At 43.5% G+C, this 18,536-nt stretch carries 19 protein-coding genes; 1 reads left to right on the top strand and 18 read right to left on the bottom strand.

Annotated features, from left to right (window positions below; all coding sequences use genetic code 11):
* Positions 1-48: 48 nt before the first annotated feature.
* Entirely contained in the window at positions 49-1,620 is a 1,572-nt protein-coding gene (locus DX073_RS07140) for an AbgT family transporter (protein WP_115006980.1), read from the bottom strand.
* 456 nt (positions 1,621-2,076) lie between these two features.
* Between DX073_RS07140 and DX073_RS07135 the strand changes: the two genes are divergently transcribed.
* Positions 2,077-2,259 carry a hypothetical protein gene (locus tag DX073_RS07135; RefSeq protein ID WP_115006978.1) on the top strand — a complete coding sequence of 61 codons (183 nt, stop codon included), beginning with the start codon at positions 2,077-2,079 and terminating at the stop codon, positions 2,257-2,259.
* An 80-nt stretch (positions 2,260-2,339) separates the two neighbouring features.
* Here DX073_RS07135 and DX073_RS07130 read toward each other — a convergent pair whose 3' ends face one another.
* From DX073_RS07130 to yidC, 17 genes are all read right to left on the bottom strand, one after another.
* Positions 2,340-2,948: an L-threonylcarbamoyladenylate synthase gene (locus tag DX073_RS07130; RefSeq protein ID WP_115006975.1), complete on the bottom strand. Its 609-nt coding sequence runs from the start codon at positions 2,946-2,948 to the stop codon at positions 2,340-2,342.
* A complete protein-coding gene (gene dprA / locus DX073_RS07125; RefSeq protein WP_115006973.1) occupies positions 2,935-4,092 on the bottom strand; it encodes a DNA-processing protein DprA in 1,158 nt (385 codons plus the stop codon). The genes DX073_RS07130 and dprA overlap by 14 nt, the downstream gene beginning before the upstream one ends.
* Before the next feature lie 131 nt (positions 4,093-4,223).
* Entirely contained in the window at positions 4,224-5,312 is a 1,089-nt protein-coding gene (locus DX073_RS07120; protein WP_115006971.1) for a LysM peptidoglycan-binding domain-containing protein, read from the bottom strand.
* A gap of 516 nt (positions 5,313-5,828) precedes the next feature.
* Positions 5,829-7,250, bottom strand: a complete 1,422-nt coding sequence (gene thrC, locus DX073_RS07115) for a threonine synthase (protein ID WP_115006969.1) — start codon at positions 7,248-7,250, stop codon at positions 5,829-5,831.
* A 24-nt stretch (positions 7,251-7,274) separates the two neighbouring features.
* Positions 7,275-7,679: a type II toxin-antitoxin system VapC family toxin gene (locus DX073_RS07110; protein WP_115006967.1), complete on the bottom strand. Its 405-nt coding sequence runs from the start codon at positions 7,677-7,679 to the stop codon at positions 7,275-7,277.
* Position 7,680: 1 nt separating this feature from the next.
* The gene (locus DX073_RS07105; protein WP_115006965.1) at positions 7,681-7,911 is read right to left on the bottom strand and encodes a hypothetical protein; all 231 of its coding nucleotides are present in this window, start codon (positions 7,909-7,911) and stop codon (positions 7,681-7,683) included.
* A gap of 151 nt (positions 7,912-8,062) precedes the next feature.
* On the bottom strand, positions 8,063-9,385 hold the full coding sequence (gene rsmB / locus DX073_RS07100) for a 16S rRNA (cytosine(967)-C(5))-methyltransferase RsmB (protein WP_258556899.1): 1,323 nt from the start codon (positions 9,383-9,385) through the stop codon (positions 8,063-8,065).
* Positions 9,386-9,392: 7 nt separating this feature from the next.
* Positions 9,393-9,713: a DUF6578 domain-containing protein gene (locus DX073_RS07095; RefSeq protein ID WP_115006961.1), complete on the bottom strand. Its 321-nt coding sequence runs from the start codon at positions 9,711-9,713 to the stop codon at positions 9,393-9,395.
* The gene (fmt, locus tag DX073_RS07090; protein WP_115006959.1) at positions 9,713-10,699 is read right to left on the bottom strand and encodes a methionyl-tRNA formyltransferase; all 987 of its coding nucleotides are present in this window, start codon (positions 10,697-10,699) and stop codon (positions 9,713-9,715) included. Before fmt ends, DX073_RS07095 begins: the two co-directional genes overlap by 1 nt.
* Before the next feature lie 125 nt (positions 10,700-10,824).
* Positions 10,825-11,346, bottom strand: coding sequence for a hypothetical protein (locus DX073_RS07085; protein WP_115006957.1), 522 nt, complete (start codon positions 11,344-11,346; stop codon positions 10,825-10,827).
* Entirely contained in the window at positions 11,333-11,998 is a 666-nt protein-coding gene (locus DX073_RS07080) for a riboflavin synthase (protein WP_115006955.1), read from the bottom strand. The genes DX073_RS07085 and DX073_RS07080 overlap by 14 nt, the downstream gene beginning before the upstream one ends.
* A 380-nt stretch (positions 11,999-12,378) precedes the next feature.
* A complete protein-coding gene (gene ribD / locus DX073_RS07075) occupies positions 12,379-13,488 on the bottom strand; it encodes a bifunctional diaminohydroxyphosphoribosylaminopyrimidine deaminase/5-amino-6-(5-phosphoribosylamino)uracil reductase RibD (RefSeq protein WP_115006953.1) in 1,110 nt (369 codons plus the stop codon).
* A gap of 80 nt (positions 13,489-13,568) precedes the next feature.
* Positions 13,569-14,108, bottom strand: a complete 540-nt coding sequence (locus DX073_RS07070; RefSeq protein ID WP_115006951.1) for a cation:proton antiporter — start codon at positions 14,106-14,108, stop codon at positions 13,569-13,571.
* A gap of 50 nt (positions 14,109-14,158) precedes the next feature.
* On the bottom strand, positions 14,159-14,707 hold the full coding sequence (locus DX073_RS07065; RefSeq protein ID WP_115006948.1) for a DUF4240 domain-containing protein: 549 nt from the start codon (positions 14,705-14,707) through the stop codon (positions 14,159-14,161).
* Positions 14,708-14,748: 41 nt separating this feature from the next.
* A complete protein-coding gene (nrdR, locus tag DX073_RS07060; protein WP_115006946.1) occupies positions 14,749-15,234 on the bottom strand; it encodes a transcriptional regulator NrdR in 486 nt (161 codons plus the stop codon).
* Between the two features lie 9 nt (positions 15,235-15,243).
* Positions 15,244-16,728 carry a tRNA uridine-5-carboxymethylaminomethyl(34) synthesis GTPase MnmE gene (mnmE, locus tag DX073_RS07055; RefSeq protein WP_115007545.1) on the bottom strand — a complete coding sequence of 495 codons (1,485 nt, stop codon included), beginning with the start codon at positions 16,726-16,728 and terminating at the stop codon, positions 15,244-15,246.
* A gap of 101 nt (positions 16,729-16,829) precedes the next feature.
* Positions 16,830-18,473: a membrane protein insertase YidC gene (gene yidC / locus DX073_RS07050; protein ID WP_115006944.1), complete on the bottom strand. Its 1,644-nt coding sequence runs from the start codon at positions 18,471-18,473 to the stop codon at positions 16,830-16,832.
* Positions 18,474-18,536 lie beyond the last annotated feature (63 nt).

Raw genomic sequence — 18,536 nt, 5'->3', positions numbered from 1 at the left:
TAAAAAATCCCCTGTCATCAAACAAGGGATTTTTATTATCTGGCAAGATTAAGGTGTATAATAAGTCGCAGCCCCTGGTCCTACGGGCAAGCCTAAGACAAACACCCAAATGCAGAACAACGCTGTCCACCCCACCAAGAACAAGAGCGAGTACGGAATCATGAGCGACATGAGCGTGCCGACCCCTGTGTCTTTTTTGTAACGAATCGCCACCGCCATGATAAGCCCAAAGTAGCTCATCATCGGTGTGATGATGTTGGTGCTACTATCACCGATACGATACGCCGCCTGAATCATCTCTGGGGCATAGCCTGTCAGCATGAGCATGGGTACAAAAATCGGTGCGGTAATCGCCCACTGAGCTGATGCCGAGCCGAGCATAAGATTGACAAAAGCACAAATCAGGATAAAGCCCACGAGCAACAAAGGTCCTGTCAGTCCGATGTCATTTAGGAAATTCGCTCCCGATACCGCCATGACCGAACCGATGTTTGACCAATTAAAAAAGGCGGTAAACTGGGCAGCAAAAAACACCAGCACGATGTACATACTGAGCGAACTCATGGCAGCACTCATGGCATCCACCACGTCATCATTGCTCTTGATGGTGCCTGTAATCTTACCATACACAATCCCTGGAATGGCAAAGAACACAAAGATAAACACCACAATCCCATGCAAAAATGGCGAGCCTGCCACAAGCCCTGTCTCAGGATGTCTTAAAATCCCGTCTGCAGGCACAATCGTCCATGCCAGTAGCAAACAAAAAATCAGCATGGACACGCCCGACCAAACCAGTCCCTTCTTTTCTAAGGCGGTCAGTCGCTCCACCTTGCTATCAAGCACGCTTGGGTCATCGGCGTCATCAGGGTTGTATTTACCCAGTGATGGCTCCACGATTTTTTCGGTGACAAAGTAGCCAATACCACTTACCAAAAACGTACTTGCCGCCATAAAATACCAGTTGGCTTCTGCTCCCACGACATAGTCAGGGTCAATGATGCGTGCCGCTTCTTGGCTAATACCCGACAGTAGTGGGTCAACCGTACCAAGCAATAAGTTGGCACTATAACCACCCGACACGCCTGCAAAGGCAGCGGCAAGTCCTGCCAGCGGATGTCTGCCCAACGAATGAAAAATCATCGCCGCCAACGGAATCAGCACCACATAGCCAAGCTCAGCAGCGGTGTTTGACATAATACCTGCAAAAACAATGACAAAAGTAACCATCTTTGGCGGGGCGTTCATGACAAGCCCCCGAAGGGCTGCCGAAATCATGCCTGACCGCTCAGCAATACCCACCCCAAGCAGAGCGACAAGCACCGTCCCCAGTGGCACAAAGCCTGTGAAATTGGACACAAGATTCTCAACAATCTTGGCAAGCCCGTCGCCATTTAAGAGATTGACAACATAAATCATGCCGTCTTCACTACGCCCCTTTGCCCCTTCTGGGCGTGGGTCAGCCACCGATACGCCCATCATCGACATGATTGCCGATAGTACGAGCAAAATAACTGACATCCATACAAATAAAATGGCAGGGTGTGGCAACAGATTGCCAAGCCACTCTACGCCCTTTAAAAATCTCTGCATGCGAGAAGATGTTGCTTTTTCTTGCATAATCCTTCCTTTTAAAAAACTCAATAAAATCCAACTTTATCAAGTGTTTAGGTGATAAATAAAAAATGCTATTATTCAGCACGGCTATTAAATCACAACTTAGTAAGAAAAACAAACTTTTTGGCACATAATGTATAAGGAATAGTTATTTAAAACTTTTAAAATACGCATTAAAATTGATTAACAAAACGCCATTTTCATCAATATTTTTGTTAATCGCACCATCAAAATGGTTGAAATACGTGGCAAATCGCCAATTTTAGGTTACATTAGTTTACATTGTAATTGCTTGTAAAATCAATGCTATTAAGGCTTAGTTTACGGCATTTTATCTGTATTTTATTGCACAAAGCTTAATATCAATTAAAATAAGACTAAGTTCTAAATGATGAGCTGGTTCAAACTCATCTCATTTAAACACATTCCCACCATTCTCATTTACCCATGGAGTATATTATGCCACAATCTCAATTCAATCTAACTGTTGCCGACCAAGCTGCTGCTGACGCTCTGGTTGCCAAAACCGAAACCGTTACTGGCGTTAAATTTGTTAACGTAAACATCGACAAAGGCACTGTGGTTGTGACTCACAGCGAAGACTTTGATGAAGCCGCTTTTAAAGCTGCCGCTGGTATCTAACTGATATCCAAGCAATCTGCTTGCTTTAAAAAGCCAAAACCCTTTGTATCACACAAAGGGTTTTTTTATTACTGTCAAAACTATCGCACCACCTGCCCTGTACTGGCATGAATGATTTGACTGGGTTTATCATAGCCTAGCGTATCGCCGAGCAGATAACAGACTTCATCCCCAAAATAACGCCACGCCGTCTCAAAGTCATGGGCAGGGGCTTGCCCACCAACATTACAACTGGTAGATACCAAAAAGCCAAACGGATTGTTATCATGAGTAGCAAGCAAATCACATAATTTGGCGATTTTAGCGTGGTGAATCACCCGAATGGCAAGACTCTCATGTTTGCCACGCACGCATTGGGGAATATCAACCCCATCAGGGATATCAAACAGCCACGTACTCGCCTGCCGTCTGTCATCGGCACACGCCCAACTTTTGATGACGTCATTTTGGCGAGCCTTCGGCAGATTTTTCAAAAATACATCAATGCATGATTCATCCGAAGTCAGTACAATCACGCCCTTTTCGACAGGGCGTTGTTTTAGGGCAAGAAGCTTATTTACCGCCTGCACATCAAAAGCATGACAGCCCAGCCCCCATACACTCTCGGTAGGATAAGCCAAAATCCTACCTTGCATGACCCATTCATACGCCACATCAGCACTGTGAGTGATACATTCATGCTCGCTCATAGCGACCCCCAACCACTTTTACCATACCAATCATTTCAAGCTCCAACAAAGACGCCAGCAATGTCCCAACATCCAAAGCGGTCGCCGCCACAAGTGTATCTAGGTCAGTCGGCTGATTGGATAACTTATCAAACACGCCCTGCAAATGGGGTGCAATGGCAACTGGTGCGGACACAGGGAGTTTTTCATGAGCATTATCAAGGGCTGAAACACCCCGAGAGAAGGTTTTGGGTAGGGCGTTATAGCCCATCACACTTCCACTAAGTTCATCAATAATCTGACTGGGGTGGTAAATCAGGGTCGCCCCTTCACGGATGAGATGATGACAGCCCTCGGCATTAACATTATCGATAGAGCTAGGCACAGCGAAAACTTGCTTACCTTGCTCTGCGGTCAGGCGTGCGGTGATGAGCGAACCACTGGCAATGGTGGCTTCGGTGACCAGCGTGGCAAGTGATAACCCTGCCACCAGACGGTTACGGCGTGGAAAGTTGTGCTTGGTGGCGGGCGTGGCGGGCAGCAGCTCGCTAATGAGACAGCCACCCTCATTAATAATCTGAGCATACAGAGCATTGTGGTTTTTAGGATAGCACACATCAATGCCTGTTCCCATCACCCCCACCGTCTGCCCCCGTCCATTTGATAATCCGCCCAGATGTGCCGCCTTATCGATACCGCCTGCCAGTCCACTGGTGATGGTTAGCCCCTGATAAGCCAAATATTCTGCCATATTAAAAGTCATCTGATAAGCAAACTCTGTGGGAGAACGACTGCCGACGACTGCCACCTGCCTATCCGACAAGCGTGTCACCTCCCCACGATAAAAAAGCACTGGTGGTGGGTCATACATTTGTCTGAGTATTTCAGGATAACGCTCATCATCCATCAAAAGCATGCCGTACACCCCACGCCCTGCTTCATCATGCAGTCTGGCTACCATCGCCATGACGTCATCAACATCCTGCCATCTTTTGATGTGGGCGTTATGCACACCAAGCTCCTGCCATGCCCCAAGCCCTTCTGTCAGAGCCTGCTTTGCACCGCCAAATTGCTCGGTCAATTTATAAAAGGCGGTCAAAGAAGTATTTACCACATACCACAAAGCAAGCGTGGCGGATGTCTCATCTAGCGTTTGATAACTCATGTTTGTTTCTTATGTTAAATGACAGGCTTGCATTATATCACTACTGTCTTTTTTATAAAATTTCATTGACAAAATAAAATTGCCAATACAAGCGTACTGGCAATTTTAATACATCACTATTTGTCAATGAATTATAGATAAGGCGGTGGCACCAACTGGTCGCCCTTGCTTAGTGGCAACTCTGATGAGAGAACATAAGCATAACTGATATGGTCAAACACTTTAAATACCATTACCTGACCTGCTTTTTCGCTAGGTAGGCGTACTGGCGTGTCGTTATCACGAATGTCACGCACCAATGCCCCTTTACGATAGACATCAAGAACGTGACCCGCTCTTGCTCCTTGAGCAGCACCGATATTGATGGCGACCACACTGCCTTTGGCAGCACTGCCGATACTACCCATCACGCGTGCAATGCTACCGCCACGAGTCACCTCAGCAGGGGCAGGATAGAACACCACAGGAAGCTGGGTTGATACCTCAGAGAATACGCGGTCGCCTTCACGAATCTCTGTGTCGAATGACTGGGTGATTTGAATACTTGATACACCATTGCCCGCCACATCAGTCACGATACCACGAGCTACTTGCACCGCTTCTAGCCCAATCACCGTACCTGTCTGCACATCTACATAAGGCTCGGACTTGCGATACACGCCATAAGTCTGACCTGGGGTAAGCAGCGCCCCTTTGACATAAATCTTGTCGCCTGTTGCGGTAATAAGATTGCCTTTTTTGGACGCCAGTACATAAGGGGTCGTCTCAAAATCATCGGGATTGACAATCACCGAACGGTCAAGCCAATGACGGATATTTGATAATGGAATAGGTGGCACACTACCTTCTAGCGGTGTCAGACGAACTGGTTCACTGGGCGCTACCTCTTGCATTTGCTTTTCAATGCCTGCACAGCCCTCACCTGTGTCCACGCCGACCAAGGTCTGACCCTTAATGATACACATGATAAGGATATCACCAGGGTAGATAAGATGTGGGTTTTTGACTTGTTTATTGGTTGCCCAAATCTCACGCCATCTGTGCGGTGCACTCAGATATTTACCAGAGATGTCCCACAGTGTATCGCCTTTTTTGACAGTGTAGCGGTTGGGGGCGTCTGCTTTGATGGTTGGAGCAGGGTTGTTTGCATGGGCTGATGACATCATCACGCCACCGATTAGGCAAGCAGTCATCAGGCTTTTTAGGGCTGTTAGCTTCATATCATTATCCATTATTAAAGGCAACAAGTGTGTCTTTTTAGAAAAAGACGAACTTGCTAAAATCTTGCTTAGCATACCACAAAATGTAAAAAAATATTAACTATTTTATCATTATTTGGCGGTAACTTTCCGACAAAAATACAACTTCTAAAAAAATTTAGCCAATTTAAAACCCCAACAGTCCAAACTACCACACTTCATAGACCCTGCACACCTTACCATGATGCGTTAAATGACAAATTTTATGTCAAACGGCAAACGTTATGCTATTGGATGGTTTTAAGTTTTGTATGATTTCACCACCAAATGTCAAAAAAATCTTACCATCAATATGTAAAAAGCCATCTTATTTCTAAAATGGCTTTTTATACCCAACCAACTTGATATTTATCACGGGTTTGTAGGGGTGTGCTGAGCACACCCTTTGATGATATTACTATACAAGGCGTGCTCAGCACGCCCCTACGTCCACACATCATTATATTTGTAGTAATTTTAAAGTTTCTTGGGTGTATATCACAACTTCACAAACTTCACAAACTTCTCAATCTGCTCTTTAACCAGCTCTGCCTTATTATCAAGCACCACGACTTTTTGGGGTAGGCTTTCAATGTCTTTGGTATGCTCGGGACGTGGAATATCAATCTGCCCAACCGCTTCTATAATGGTCTCGGCAAATTTGGCAGGCAATGCCGTCTCGGCAACGACAATCACTTCATCAGCCAGACGCACTTCACGGGCGACTTTGACGCCATCTGCCGTGTGCGGGTCTAACAAATCCTTATCGCTCTCCCACACCGCCTTAATCGTGGCAATGCGGTCAGCGTGCGTGGATTTACCCGACACAAAGCCATATTTATTGGTAGCATCATTTAATAAATGCGACAAATCAAAGCCTTTACCACTATTTACATCTTGCCACAGATGATTTAATTCATCGCCATTTTTGCCAATCAGCAAATAAATAAACCGCTCAAAATTAGACGCTTTTGAAATATCCATAGACGGACTAGACGTTACATAAGTCTCGCTTGCCTTTCTTGGAATGTATTTACCTGTTTTAAAAAATTCATTTAATACATCATTTTCATTGGTTGCCACAATTAAGCGGGCAATTGGCAATCCCATTTCACGGGCAATATGACCTGCACAGACATTACCAAAATTACCAGACGGCACACAAAAACTTACCCGCTCGTCATTATTATTGGTGGCATTAAAATAGCCTTTAAAATAATAAACAATTTGAGCCAAAATACGACCCCAGTTAATAGAATTAACCGTGCCAATTTGATATTTGTCTTTAAATGCTTTATCTTGCTGAATGGCTTTAACAATGTCTTGACAATCATCAAACATACCGTCAATGGCGATATTGTGGATATTATCGTCCATAAGGCTATACATTTGAGCTCGCTGAAATTCACTCATTTTGCCGTGTGGCGACATCATAAAGACATCAATATTATCTTTACCACGCAAGGCATATTCAGCGGCACTGCCTGTATCGCCAGACGTTGCTCCGATAATGGTTAGGCGTTTGTTTTTTTGTTTTAGGACATATTCAAAGGCATTACCCAAAAATTGCATTGCCATGTCTTTAAAAGCAAGCGTTACACCATTGGATAATTCCAAAATTTTAATGCCGTCTTTTAATGTGCGAACAGGGGTAATCTCGTCCGTGCCAAAGGCGGTTTTGGTGTAGGTTTTGTCAATGAGTGCCTTTAAATCATCGCTTGGAATATCGGTGGCAAACAGCGACATAATCTCAAAAGCAAGCTCGGTATAAGACAGCGACCGCCATTTATCCAAAGTCGCACGGTCAATCTGTGGGTAAGTCTCGGGTAGCATCAAACCGCCGTCAGGGGCAAGCCCCATAAGTAAAACATCGCTAAATTGCATGGGAGCGGTATTGCCACGAGTGCTGATATAGTTCATAAAAGTACCTTTTAAATTAAAAAATTATATTAAATCCAAACCAAACTTTTGATATTCATTGCATTTATCATCAATAGAAACCAATGTTAATTTATGATAAATACAATAATAAATCATAATTCTATCAAATGGGTCTTTATGTTTTTCTACTTTTGGCAATTGATAAAAGTTTGCCATAATATCATGATTAACTTGTATAATTTCAATACCCATTTTTAGGGCAATATTAGGCAATTCTTTGGGCGATACACCATTTAAATCCAATTTACCCAGATTATATTTAATGGAAATTTCCCAAAAACTGGTATTACAGATAAAAACTTGATTGTTTTTATCTTCTAATAAACGTCTGATTTTATCATTGATTTTATCAGGATTAAAAACTAACCACAGAAAAATATGTGTATCTATAACGTACTGATTTTTCATGTTATAATCCCAATAACTCTTCTTCACTCATCTCCCAATCATCAGACAACTTAAAACTGCCTTTACCTTGATATAATCCAAATTGGCGTTTTTCTTGATTTGTTTTTGATTTGCTTTGATAATCAATCATATCAGCATACAAATAATCAAAAATACCTTGCTGTCTTTGGACTGGAATGGATTGTATGTATTGAACGGCTTGTTCAATGGTTTGTATTGGCTTAATATCCATAACAACTCCTATTATTTATCGACCACAATACATCTGATATTTGTCTTCAAATGCTTATCTATCTAAATTGATATAATCTTGACAAATGATTTTGGCGGTTGGTTATCTATTTCATTAAAAAATAATGTTCATATTATCATTTATTTTGCCTTTAATCCACTTTTTGTAGCAACGCATAATAAAACCCGTCGCCGTCATCGTCATTTAACGGCAAACATTGATAACCCACCGCTTGCTTGATTTGATTAGGCAGAGTTAATTCAAAATCCACCGCTTTGGCGTTTGGCGTACTGGCAAGGAAATTTGTCATTTGGCGTTCGTTTTCCGCCTTCAACAAGGAGCAGGTAATATAGAGTAAATGCCCGCCCACCGCCAGATTTTGCCACAGATTTTGTAAAATTTTAGCTTGTAAGGCGACCGTTTGGGCGACATCTTGCTCGGTGCGAAGTAGAGCAATGTCAGGGTGTCGCCTGATAACCCCCGTGGCGGTACACGGAGCGTCAAGCACGATGACATCAAAGGGCGTGTCCGTGCGATAGCTCGTACCGTCCGCACAAATCACGTCCGCCTTGCCCGCCAACCCCAAGCGAGCCAAGTTGTCATGCACACGGTTTAGGCGTTTTTCGTCATTATCCAGTGCCGTGATATGTTCCACGTGAAACACATCGTTTGACAGTTCAAGCAGTTGGGCGAGTTTCCCCCCTGGGGCGGTGCAAGCGTCCAATAACCTTAGGTTTTTGGGTAGATTTAATACCTTTAAAATATACCCACAAAGCTGTGCATGACGGTCTTGTACACTCACAAAACCGTCTTGAAAATGCGGCAGGAATTGCACTTTTTGTGAAGTGGTCAGCTTAATCACACGCTCGTCTGCTATGCCAAGTGGTAGGATTTCATAGGCGATATCGGCAGAATTTAGTAGATTGGCATAATATGTAAGCGTGCTAAATTTGCCATTAACACGCAAAAATATCGGAGCGGGTTTTCGCAGATTTTGCCCCAAACTTTCATAATATTCACCCCAATCTTGCTTTAATTCTTTGGCAAGCCAATTAGGCAGACTGTGATTTTTATTGACCTTTTTGGCGAATTTTTCTTTTTTGTCCGCCACTTTTCGCAATATGGCGTTAATAAGTCCCACGCCATAATTTTTATTTAAAGATTTGACCGCATTTAATGTTTCGTTAATAATGGCATAATCGGGCGTATTCATATATAAAATTTCATACAAGCCCATATTTAAAGCACAGGTAATGCCAATATCAGTTGGGGGCTGTTTTATTAAACTCTCGCCAATGCGACTAATGGCGTGCCAATGGCGAAGCGTGCCTAATAATAATTCGTGGGTAAAGCCTTTTTCATTATCTTTGACGGCATTTAATAAATCGTCCAATAATAATGCTAAGGATTGCCCTTGATTAATTTTTTCAAGGGTTAAAATAATATTGGCTCGGACGGGTAAATTTTTATTCATCATATTCCTATTTTATCACTTCTACATTATGCAAAACAGCCAAAAAACCGCTAGTCGTGCCAAATCTTGTTACTTGCTCTATTGGTTTAATTGCATAAGAAAAAACAGCACCGTCTTTTTGTTCAAAAGCGACATCATAGATTTCGGCAACTACGCCACGAATAATCACTTCTGCTTCAAGATGAGCTTCATATTCATATTGTGCTTCTTTAATGCGATAATCATCATAAGTATAATTACAATCCCATTCCACATTATCGCCAATTTTAAAAGGGTCACCACAACAATCTATTTGCCAATTTTCACAAAAAACAGTTGCCGTTGTCATTATTCAAAAATCTCACCGTCTTTTAATTTATCACCCACCGCAATTTGCTCGGCGGTCAAAGGCTTGCCCCCTGCCCATTGCATTTTTGTGATATTTATCAAATGTTTATCGCCATTGTCATCAGCACCACACGCCACCAGCACTGCCTTTCGCCCCACACTCACAATCTTCCCTGCCGTCTCGGTTGTGGTTTGGTCGGGCTTTATGGGCGTGCATTCTAGCACCTTGATACGCTCGCCATTTAAAAAGGCAAACGCATTTAACGCACGGATTTGACGGTTAATGTGATGAGCAGAATTTTGCCAGTTGATTTGCCCTTCATCGGTGCTTACTTTTTGGGCATAATTGGCAAGACTGTCGTCTTGTGGCTCGGCATTGGCTTGATAAGTCGCCAAATCTTTCAGTACCGTTATCATCGCCACACCGCCCAAATCCGCCAATTTGTCATGAAGCGTTTGGGTTGTGTCGGTGTCCGTAATGTCGCAAGGGAGTTTATAGAGCATATCGCCCGTGTCAAGCCCTTGATTCATCTGCATGATGGTAATGCCTGTGGTCGTATCGCCCGCCAAAATTGAACGATGAATGGGAGCTGCCCCACGCCACCTAGGCAGTAGCGAGCCGTGAATGTTAAGACAACCATAAGTCGGGGTACCCAGCACGCCAAGTGGTAAAATCAAACCGTACGCACAGACTATCATCACATCAGGACGATAATTGGCAAGTGTTTCACGTGAAACCTGCCCGTTTTCATGCTTTAAGCTAAAACTTATCGGCTGTTCCACAGGGATATTATGGGCAAGGGCAAGCTCTTTGACGGGGCTGGCGGTCAATTTTTGCCCTCGTCCTGCCTTTCTATCAGGCTGAGTATAGACCGCCACAATGTCCAAATTAAGCTCGTCCGCCTTGTCAATCAAGGCTTGCAAAGCGACTTTGGCAAATTCTGGTGTGCCTGCGAAGATTAGGCGTAATTTGTTGTTATTGTTCATTTTTTACTCTATTTAATCTATTAAAAACTTAAAAATTACCGCAAAATTTATTACGGTCATAAGGTGTGTATGATACACCGCTTGGGTTTTATGCCTTAAATTGGTGCGTGATATGCACCTTACCATTAATATATCAAAATAATTGGGTCATCAAAATTTTCATAATCATCAATCCCACAAGGCAAAAAACCCGATTGATAAATCAAAAATAAATACTCAAAAAACTTAGGTAACTTATGCCGATAAAATGACTTCATTATATAATAATGACCCAAATCCCACTGAACACTCACCATAATATCTATTGGCAACTGCTTGTCTTTAATTGCTTGATACACAATAGGTTCAAAGGTTGCCCATTGACTTCTAAATGTTTCAGCATAATCATTCCAACATTGAAAGTCTTGATTGGCTTTCTTGAATAAATATTCACTCATTTGATTGGCTTGCTCTAAGGTGTAATTTTCCCATGCCAAAGAGTTAATGGATTTTTCCATTATATCATAATCAACATAGCGAATATTTTTATACAAGCATTCTTTTTGGGTAGAGCATTGTTTAAAAAAGGCAATTTTTTGAATATCATCAAAAATATTTTGGCAAAGTTTAGTATTTTGCATAGTTAATTCTCCATCACCCAAACCCATTTTTCGCCAAAAATTCCATTGTAATATTACTTTTTGGCGTGGTCTCTGCCTTTTGCCCCAATAGCAAGCGTTCCAAATACCGTGCCACCAAATCCACTTCGATATTCACCGCTCGCCCCACCGTCCAATGCCGTGCGATGTTCGTCATCTCAGCCGTATGGGGAATGATGTTTAGGCAGACGATATTTTCAGACGGTTTTATGCGGTTGGTCGTCAGACTAATGCCGTCCACCGTGATTGAGCCTTTGTCGGCGGTATATTTCATCAGCTCGGACGGTAGGGCGACTTCGATATAGACCGAGCGAGCGTCTTTGGCGATTTTGGCGATTTTGCCCACGCCGTCCACATGACCTGCCACGATATGCCCGCCAAAACGAGTGGTTGGGAGCATGGCTTTTTCTAGGTTGAGCGTGTCGCCCACTTTCCAAACGTTTAGGGCGGAAATGGCTAATGTTTCACGTGAAACATCTACCGAATAGCTGTTGCCGTCTATCGCCACCACCGTCAAGCAAATGCCATTGGACGCAATGGAGTCGCCCAATTTGACATCACCAAAATCAAGCTCGGGGGCAGAAATGGTCAATCGCACATCGCCCCCCGTGGGCGTAATGGCGGTCAGCGTGCCTGTCGTCTCTATGATACCTGTAAACATGGCTTACCTTTTATGATTGGTTTTTTAAATGATTTGCTGTTTTGCACATGATTTAAAAAATTAATCATTTATCTATGAAACATTCTGCTTTACCCACCTTAAATTCCATAAAAAATCTAGGAAATTTTTATAAATAAGTTGTGGATAACTTTTTAACCATTGACCTTTTATAAATAATCCATTGAACTTATCCACAACCCAAAGATGTTTCATGTGGAACATGGTTAGCTGTTTTTGGTTTCACGTGGAACACTTTAAAATCAAGGCTTATGGCGTGTTATCAAATCCTGTTTTTAATCAAAACCGTCGATTTTTAAAAAGTTTTCCACAGTTTCACGTGGAACATTTTTTGCCAAATTTTTGCTCAATCATTTAAGCAATCAAGTTGTGGATAAGTTTTTTGGGAGAAAAATCATCTTAACATCATCACCAAGCCGCTCTACATCTACAAGCGTAAAATTTAGCTTATCCTGCAACCGCTCAAACTGCCCCCCAAACATCGGACGGGCAGTCACCCCCAAAAGGCAAGGAGCTTGATAAATGATAAGCTCATCTACCAAGTTTTGGCTTAAAAAACTTGTGGCAAGCGTCGCCCCTGTCTCCACCAGCACATCATGGCATTGATACTTTGCCACGAGCGTTTTTAAAAGAGCAGGTAAATCATCTTGCCAAATCATCGTATTAGGGTTTTTGAGTACCGTAAAATCATCATCAGGCGACAACCTGCCACATCTATCTATCACCACGATTTTGGGTTGTGGTATGGCGGTTGTGCCGATATTATCAAGTTCCACATCAGGCAAACGCACGGTTAGGGCAGGGTTATCGGCGATAATCGTATTTGAGCCTGTGATAATCGCCCCACTTTTGGCACGCAAGTTTTGCACGTCCCTGCGAGATAATTCGCCCGTCATCCATTTAGACTGCCCATTTTGCATGGCAATGCGACCGTCTAGGCTAATGCCCATTTTTAGGCGGACAAAAGGCAAACCTGTCGCCATTGCCTTTAAAAAGCCTTTATTCAGCTCTTTGGCTTCACGCTCGCACACGCCAAGCGACACCGATATGCTTGCATTTAACAGCATTTCCACGCCCTTGCCCGCCACCTGTGGATTAGGGTCAAGCGTTGCGATAACCACCCGAGCCACGCCACTTTTTATCAAGGCACCCGCACAGGGGGGCGTGCGACCAAAATGACTACACGGTTCAAGCGTTACATAAGCGGTCGCCCCTTCTATATCTTGACCGTTATTTTTGACGTCATTTAGAGCAAATACTTCGGCATGGGGATAACCTGCTTTGGGGTGAAAGCCTTTGCCAATTATTAAGTTATTCTTAACAATCACACAGCCCACCGCAGGATTGGGGCGAGTGGTAAATTCGCCTTTTTCGGCTTCATTTATTGCCATTGCCATAAAGCGTTCATCATCTGGCAAAATGGGGGAGAGCTGGGCGATTAGGGTTGGGTCAAGTAGAGATAGGGTTGTCATTTTAGGTTTTAAATTAAATAAATGGTTTGATTAAATAATGTTTAAATACAATAAGCATAAATTAGATTAAGAAAATAAATCTAATCTCTATATTTGTTTAAATCATCTATTTCATTGTCTTTTAAGTCATTAAGAAATTGGATTTGAATATCATATTCTTTTTGATAATTTTGTTTTTCAATAAAACCATCATCAGAAATGGGATATTCAGCTAATAAATCTTTATAATTAATCAAATTTTCTGCAACATTAGCAAAATAAGCAACTTCATTGGATAAAATTCCATTGATAATACACTCCACCGCAATCAATAATTCATTCAAACTTTCCAATTCAAGCCAAAAATTTGGGTATTCTTCTGAATTAAACTGCATTTCATCAAGTAATTCTAAGGTTGGCTTGTGATTAATCAGCGTATAATCATACCAACACGCCGAAATAACAGCTTGTAACATTTGGTAATTGGCGTGCGTCTTGGTGATTTCAAATAAGGCTTGCTTGATATTTTCATTTTTTAAAATATCATTGCAACACCAAGCCGAAAATTGGCATTTCTTCTTTAAATCCAATTCATTAAGTAAAGATTGGACTTGATTAATGTGTGTTTCTATAGTTATCATTGAACACTCCAAATGATTACTTGGGATTTATATAAAAACCACTTTACCCCTTAAAAACTATCATTCCCCCACCATTTATCAAAAGTCTTAGGGCAAATTTGGCGAATGGAGTTTTCATCGTCTTTGTCCCAATCAAAATTAATCTTTGGATAATCTAAATACAAATCCGAATACAATTCTTCCATTTCATAAAATGCGTCATCGCCGTGTCTTTCGTCAATAATCTCTTGCGGTGTATCGGTCATCTCTTCCGACCTTGCAGGATAATCATTATCCCCCATTTTTTCAAAAACTTCACACAAACTATCCACATCTTTCATTGCACTTTCAAACACTTCTCGCCCTTGAAATATTAGCCAATAACGAAAATCATCAAAGTTATCATCATCACAATCGCCCATAACCACATAAGCCACCGCCCACAAATCCGATTTATAAGAAATGGTATGAAAATAATCCCACCAATAACAATAGCCAAAAATCTTATCATCGCTAAATTTGCTTAGCACTTCGTGTAAATTTTCGCCTTTATCAGATTTAGCGATAATATCCCAAAATTCATCTTGGGTCATTAGGGTTTTGGCTTGTTTTAAACTCATTGGTTTTTCCTTAAAAATTAGGTTGGTGTCTTAAAAACACCTTATAACCCACCATTCCCATCTTTGCCATTATCACTTTTTGGGGGAAAATTTTCAAGTTCCGCCTTAAAGGCTTCAATGTCCTGAAAGTCCCGATAGACGCTGGCAAATCGCACATAGGCGACATCATCAATAACTTTGAGTTCTGCCATGACAATCTCGCCAAGCACCTTGCTAGATACTTCACGTTCGCCTGTTTGGCGTAGACGTTGCTCTATTCGGTGTACGATTGTATCTATCTCGTCAATGCTCACAGGACGTTTTTGCAGGGGCAATGCCATAGAACGGCGAAGTTTGTTATAATCATAAGGCTCACGCAAGCCATTGCTTTTGATGATACGGGGCATAACCACTTCCATGACTTCAAACGTGGTAAACCGCTCGCCACACTCGGTACATTGGCGACGACGGCGAACCTGCGACCCTTCGGCGGCAAGGCGTGAGTCAATCACTTTGGTGTCTATGGCACTACAAAACGGACAATGCACATCGCTCTCCTATTTTCCGATACAAAAACTTGAAAAAATCCGCCCAAGCAGTTCATCTGCCGTCATCTGCCCTGTAATCTCGCCCAATGCCGTTTGCGAAAGTCTCAGGCTCTCCGCCACCAACTCCCCCGCCTGATAGACGACAAGCTGAGTGTGAGCGTCTGTGGCGTGAGCTTTGGCACGTTTTAGGGCGTCAATGTGGCGAGTGCGGGCGATGAGACTGTTCTCTGGCGGATGAAAGCCCACCTTGTCTTTTAATAAACCCACCAACTCATCAAGCCCTTGCCCTGTGGTGCAGGAAACTCGGATTTGGCTGATTGTTTCACGTGGAACATTAGCATTGTCTTGGTTGTTTAAACTATTTTGCATGGTTTCACGTGGAACATTTTCGCCATTATGATTATCATCATGGTTAAAATTAGCCATTGTTTCACGTGAAACATCGCCCAATAAATCGGCTTTATTGGCAATCATCACCAATTTACGCTCAAAATTCTCCATGCCAATTTCATCAATAATATCGGCAAACAGCTCTTTGGCAAGGGCAAATGGTTCACTCTCGCTACTGACATCATAGACAAACAACAAAATATCGGCTTGTTTGACGGCGGATTTGGCACGGTCAATGCCGATTTTCTCCACCTTATCGGACGTATCTCGAAGCCCTGCGGTGTCGGTCAAATGCACGGTCAAACCGTCCAGTACCAGTGTCTCGGACAGCGTGTCTCGTGTCGTCCCTGCAATGTCGGTAACAATGGCACGCTCCACCCCTGCTAGGCGGTTTAGCAGGCTTGATTTGCCAGCGTTGGGGCGACCTGCCAGCACCACCTGCACCCCGTCTCGCAAGAGCTGACCTTGCTTGGCGGTTGCCAAAATGTCATCAATGGCACGCAAAATCTCATCTATTTTGGACTCAATCACTCCGTCCGACAAAAATTCCACGTCATCTTCATCAGGAAAATCAATGCTCGCTTCCACATATAGGCGAATGTTGGCGATTTTCTCGGATAAATCATTGATTTTTTTGGAAAATTCACCAGAGAGCGAACGCATGGCACTGCTTGCCTGAGCGACACTCGTGGCAGAAATGGCGTCCGCTATCGCTTCGGCTTGTACTAGGTCAATTTTGTCATTTTCAAAGGCACGCAAGGAAAACTCCCCTGCGGTTGCCTGCCTTGCCCCAAGCTCAAAACAGCGAGCCAAAAGCAGGTTCTGCAAGACCATACCGCCATGTCCTTGGAGTTCCACCACGTCTTCGCCTGTGAACGAATGCGGAGCGTTAAAGTAGATGATGACCCCTTCATCGATGACCACCCCCGTGTTGTCCTTAAATTTGGCAAAATGGGCGTGGCGTGGGGTGAGAGCCGATTTGCCCGATATGGCACAGCCAATGGTATAGGCGGCGCGACCCGACAGGCGAATCACGCCCACACCGCCTTGACCGATAGGGCTTGCGATGGCGACAATGGTGGGTTGTTGAGATTGATTTGGCATAGTGGTAGTTGATAAAATTTTTGTCATTTTACCACTATTTAACCAACTTTGCCCACAAAAAATCCGCCCAGACAGGCGGATTGGTTTGGGATTGTCAAATATCAATCGGATAACACTTTGACAGGTTTGTTGTAGGCTTTTTCAACTCGCTTATTAACAAACTGCTGATGAGCCATGCTAAACAGGTTGTTTACCGTCCAATATAGCACCAAACCTGCGGGGAAAAACAGCATAAACACCCCAAAAATCAAGGGCATGATTTTCATCATCTTAGCCTGCATGGGGTCGGTGGGTTGTGGGTTTAGCAGTTGTTGAAAATACATGGTTGCCATCATGATGATTGGCAAAATAAACCACGGATCCATCGCTGATAGGTCTTGAATCCATAGCATCCAAGGGGCGTGGCGTAGCTCCACACTCTCCACCAAACACCAGTACAATCCCAAGAAAATCGGCATTTGTAGAAGTATTGGCAAACAGCCCGCCATCGGATTGACTTTCTCATCACGATACAACTGCATCATCGCCTGACTCATCGCCATGCGATCATCGCCGTGCTTTTCTTTTAGGGCTTCTAATTTGGGGGCAATGGCACGCATTTTTGCCATAGACACATAGCTTTTGTTGGATAGCCAAAACAGAGCAATTTTGACAATAATCGTCAAGCCAACAATTGCCCAGCCCCAGTTACCCAAGATTTTGTGCAGAGCATCAAGAATTAGGAACATCGGCTTTGAGATTGGCCAAAATATGCCATAATCTACTGTTTTATCAAGGCTTGGGGCGACAGCAGACAGTTGTGATTGCACTTTTGGTCCCACATAAAGCGTATCATCCACGCTCATCTGTTTGCCATTGGCAACGCTGATGAGGCTTTGATAGCCGATGTAGTTGTCGTTGCCACTGGTGCGACTAAAAAAGACGGGCTTGTGGTTGTCGGGTGCCCACGCTGAGACAAAATAGTGCTGAACCATCGCCACCCAGCCATCGGTACTGTTTTGGGCGTTTTTGGTAATCTCGCCATCGTTGAAGTCTTTGAATTTAAGCTTGTTATAAGGCTCATCAGCCGTCCCCCAAGCACCACCCAAATGCGTGGCAATGCCCATCATGCCTTTGTCGGCAAGACCAGGGTCTTTGCTGTTGTCTCGTTTTAATTGCACAAACAACTCGCCATTAAAGTCCTTACCGCTCACGTTATTGATGTTGTGAGTTACTTTGATGGGGTAGCCGCCCTTGGTAAAGGTATAAGTTTTGGTAATGGTCAGCCCATCTTTGCTGTACGTCAATGGCACAGACAAGGTGTCGCCCGTCAAGGCATAGCTCTGACTTGGACTGGTGTACGTGGCACGTCCTGACTGCGTGTCAATGCCGTCCACCCCGCCGATGAGCGACTGAGCGACATAGGTGCGAGCGTCTGTCTCCAAAATGGCAAAGGCTTCATCACCGCCCAACGTTTTGGCGTACTGTTTTAGCCCTGCATAGACCACATCACCGCCCACAGGATTGATTTTGATGTCATACACATCGGTGCTGACCGAGATAAGATTGGTACTGGCAGGGGCAGTTGGAGTGGAGGCGGAGGCAGGCAAATCGCCTGTGGCAGGTGCCAAATCCGAGCCTGCAACCGAGGTCGCCTGAGCAGGGGTGGGTGCTTGACCGCCATAGTCTTTTTGCCAAGCCAAGATAAGCAAATACGATGTGATGAGCATCGCAATGATAATCAAAGTCCGAAAAATCTTTTGCATAAACAGTCCTGATTGGGGCGGACAACCACCCATAAAAATCTAAATCCGCCATTTTACTAAATT

This window comes from Moraxella lacunata, from assembly GCF_900453205.1.
GTDB lineage: Bacteria > Pseudomonadota > Gammaproteobacteria > Pseudomonadales > Moraxellaceae > Moraxella > Moraxella lacunata_B.
Note: the sequence above shows the minus strand (reverse complement) of the source record. Positions and strands in the feature narration are given on the sequence as shown.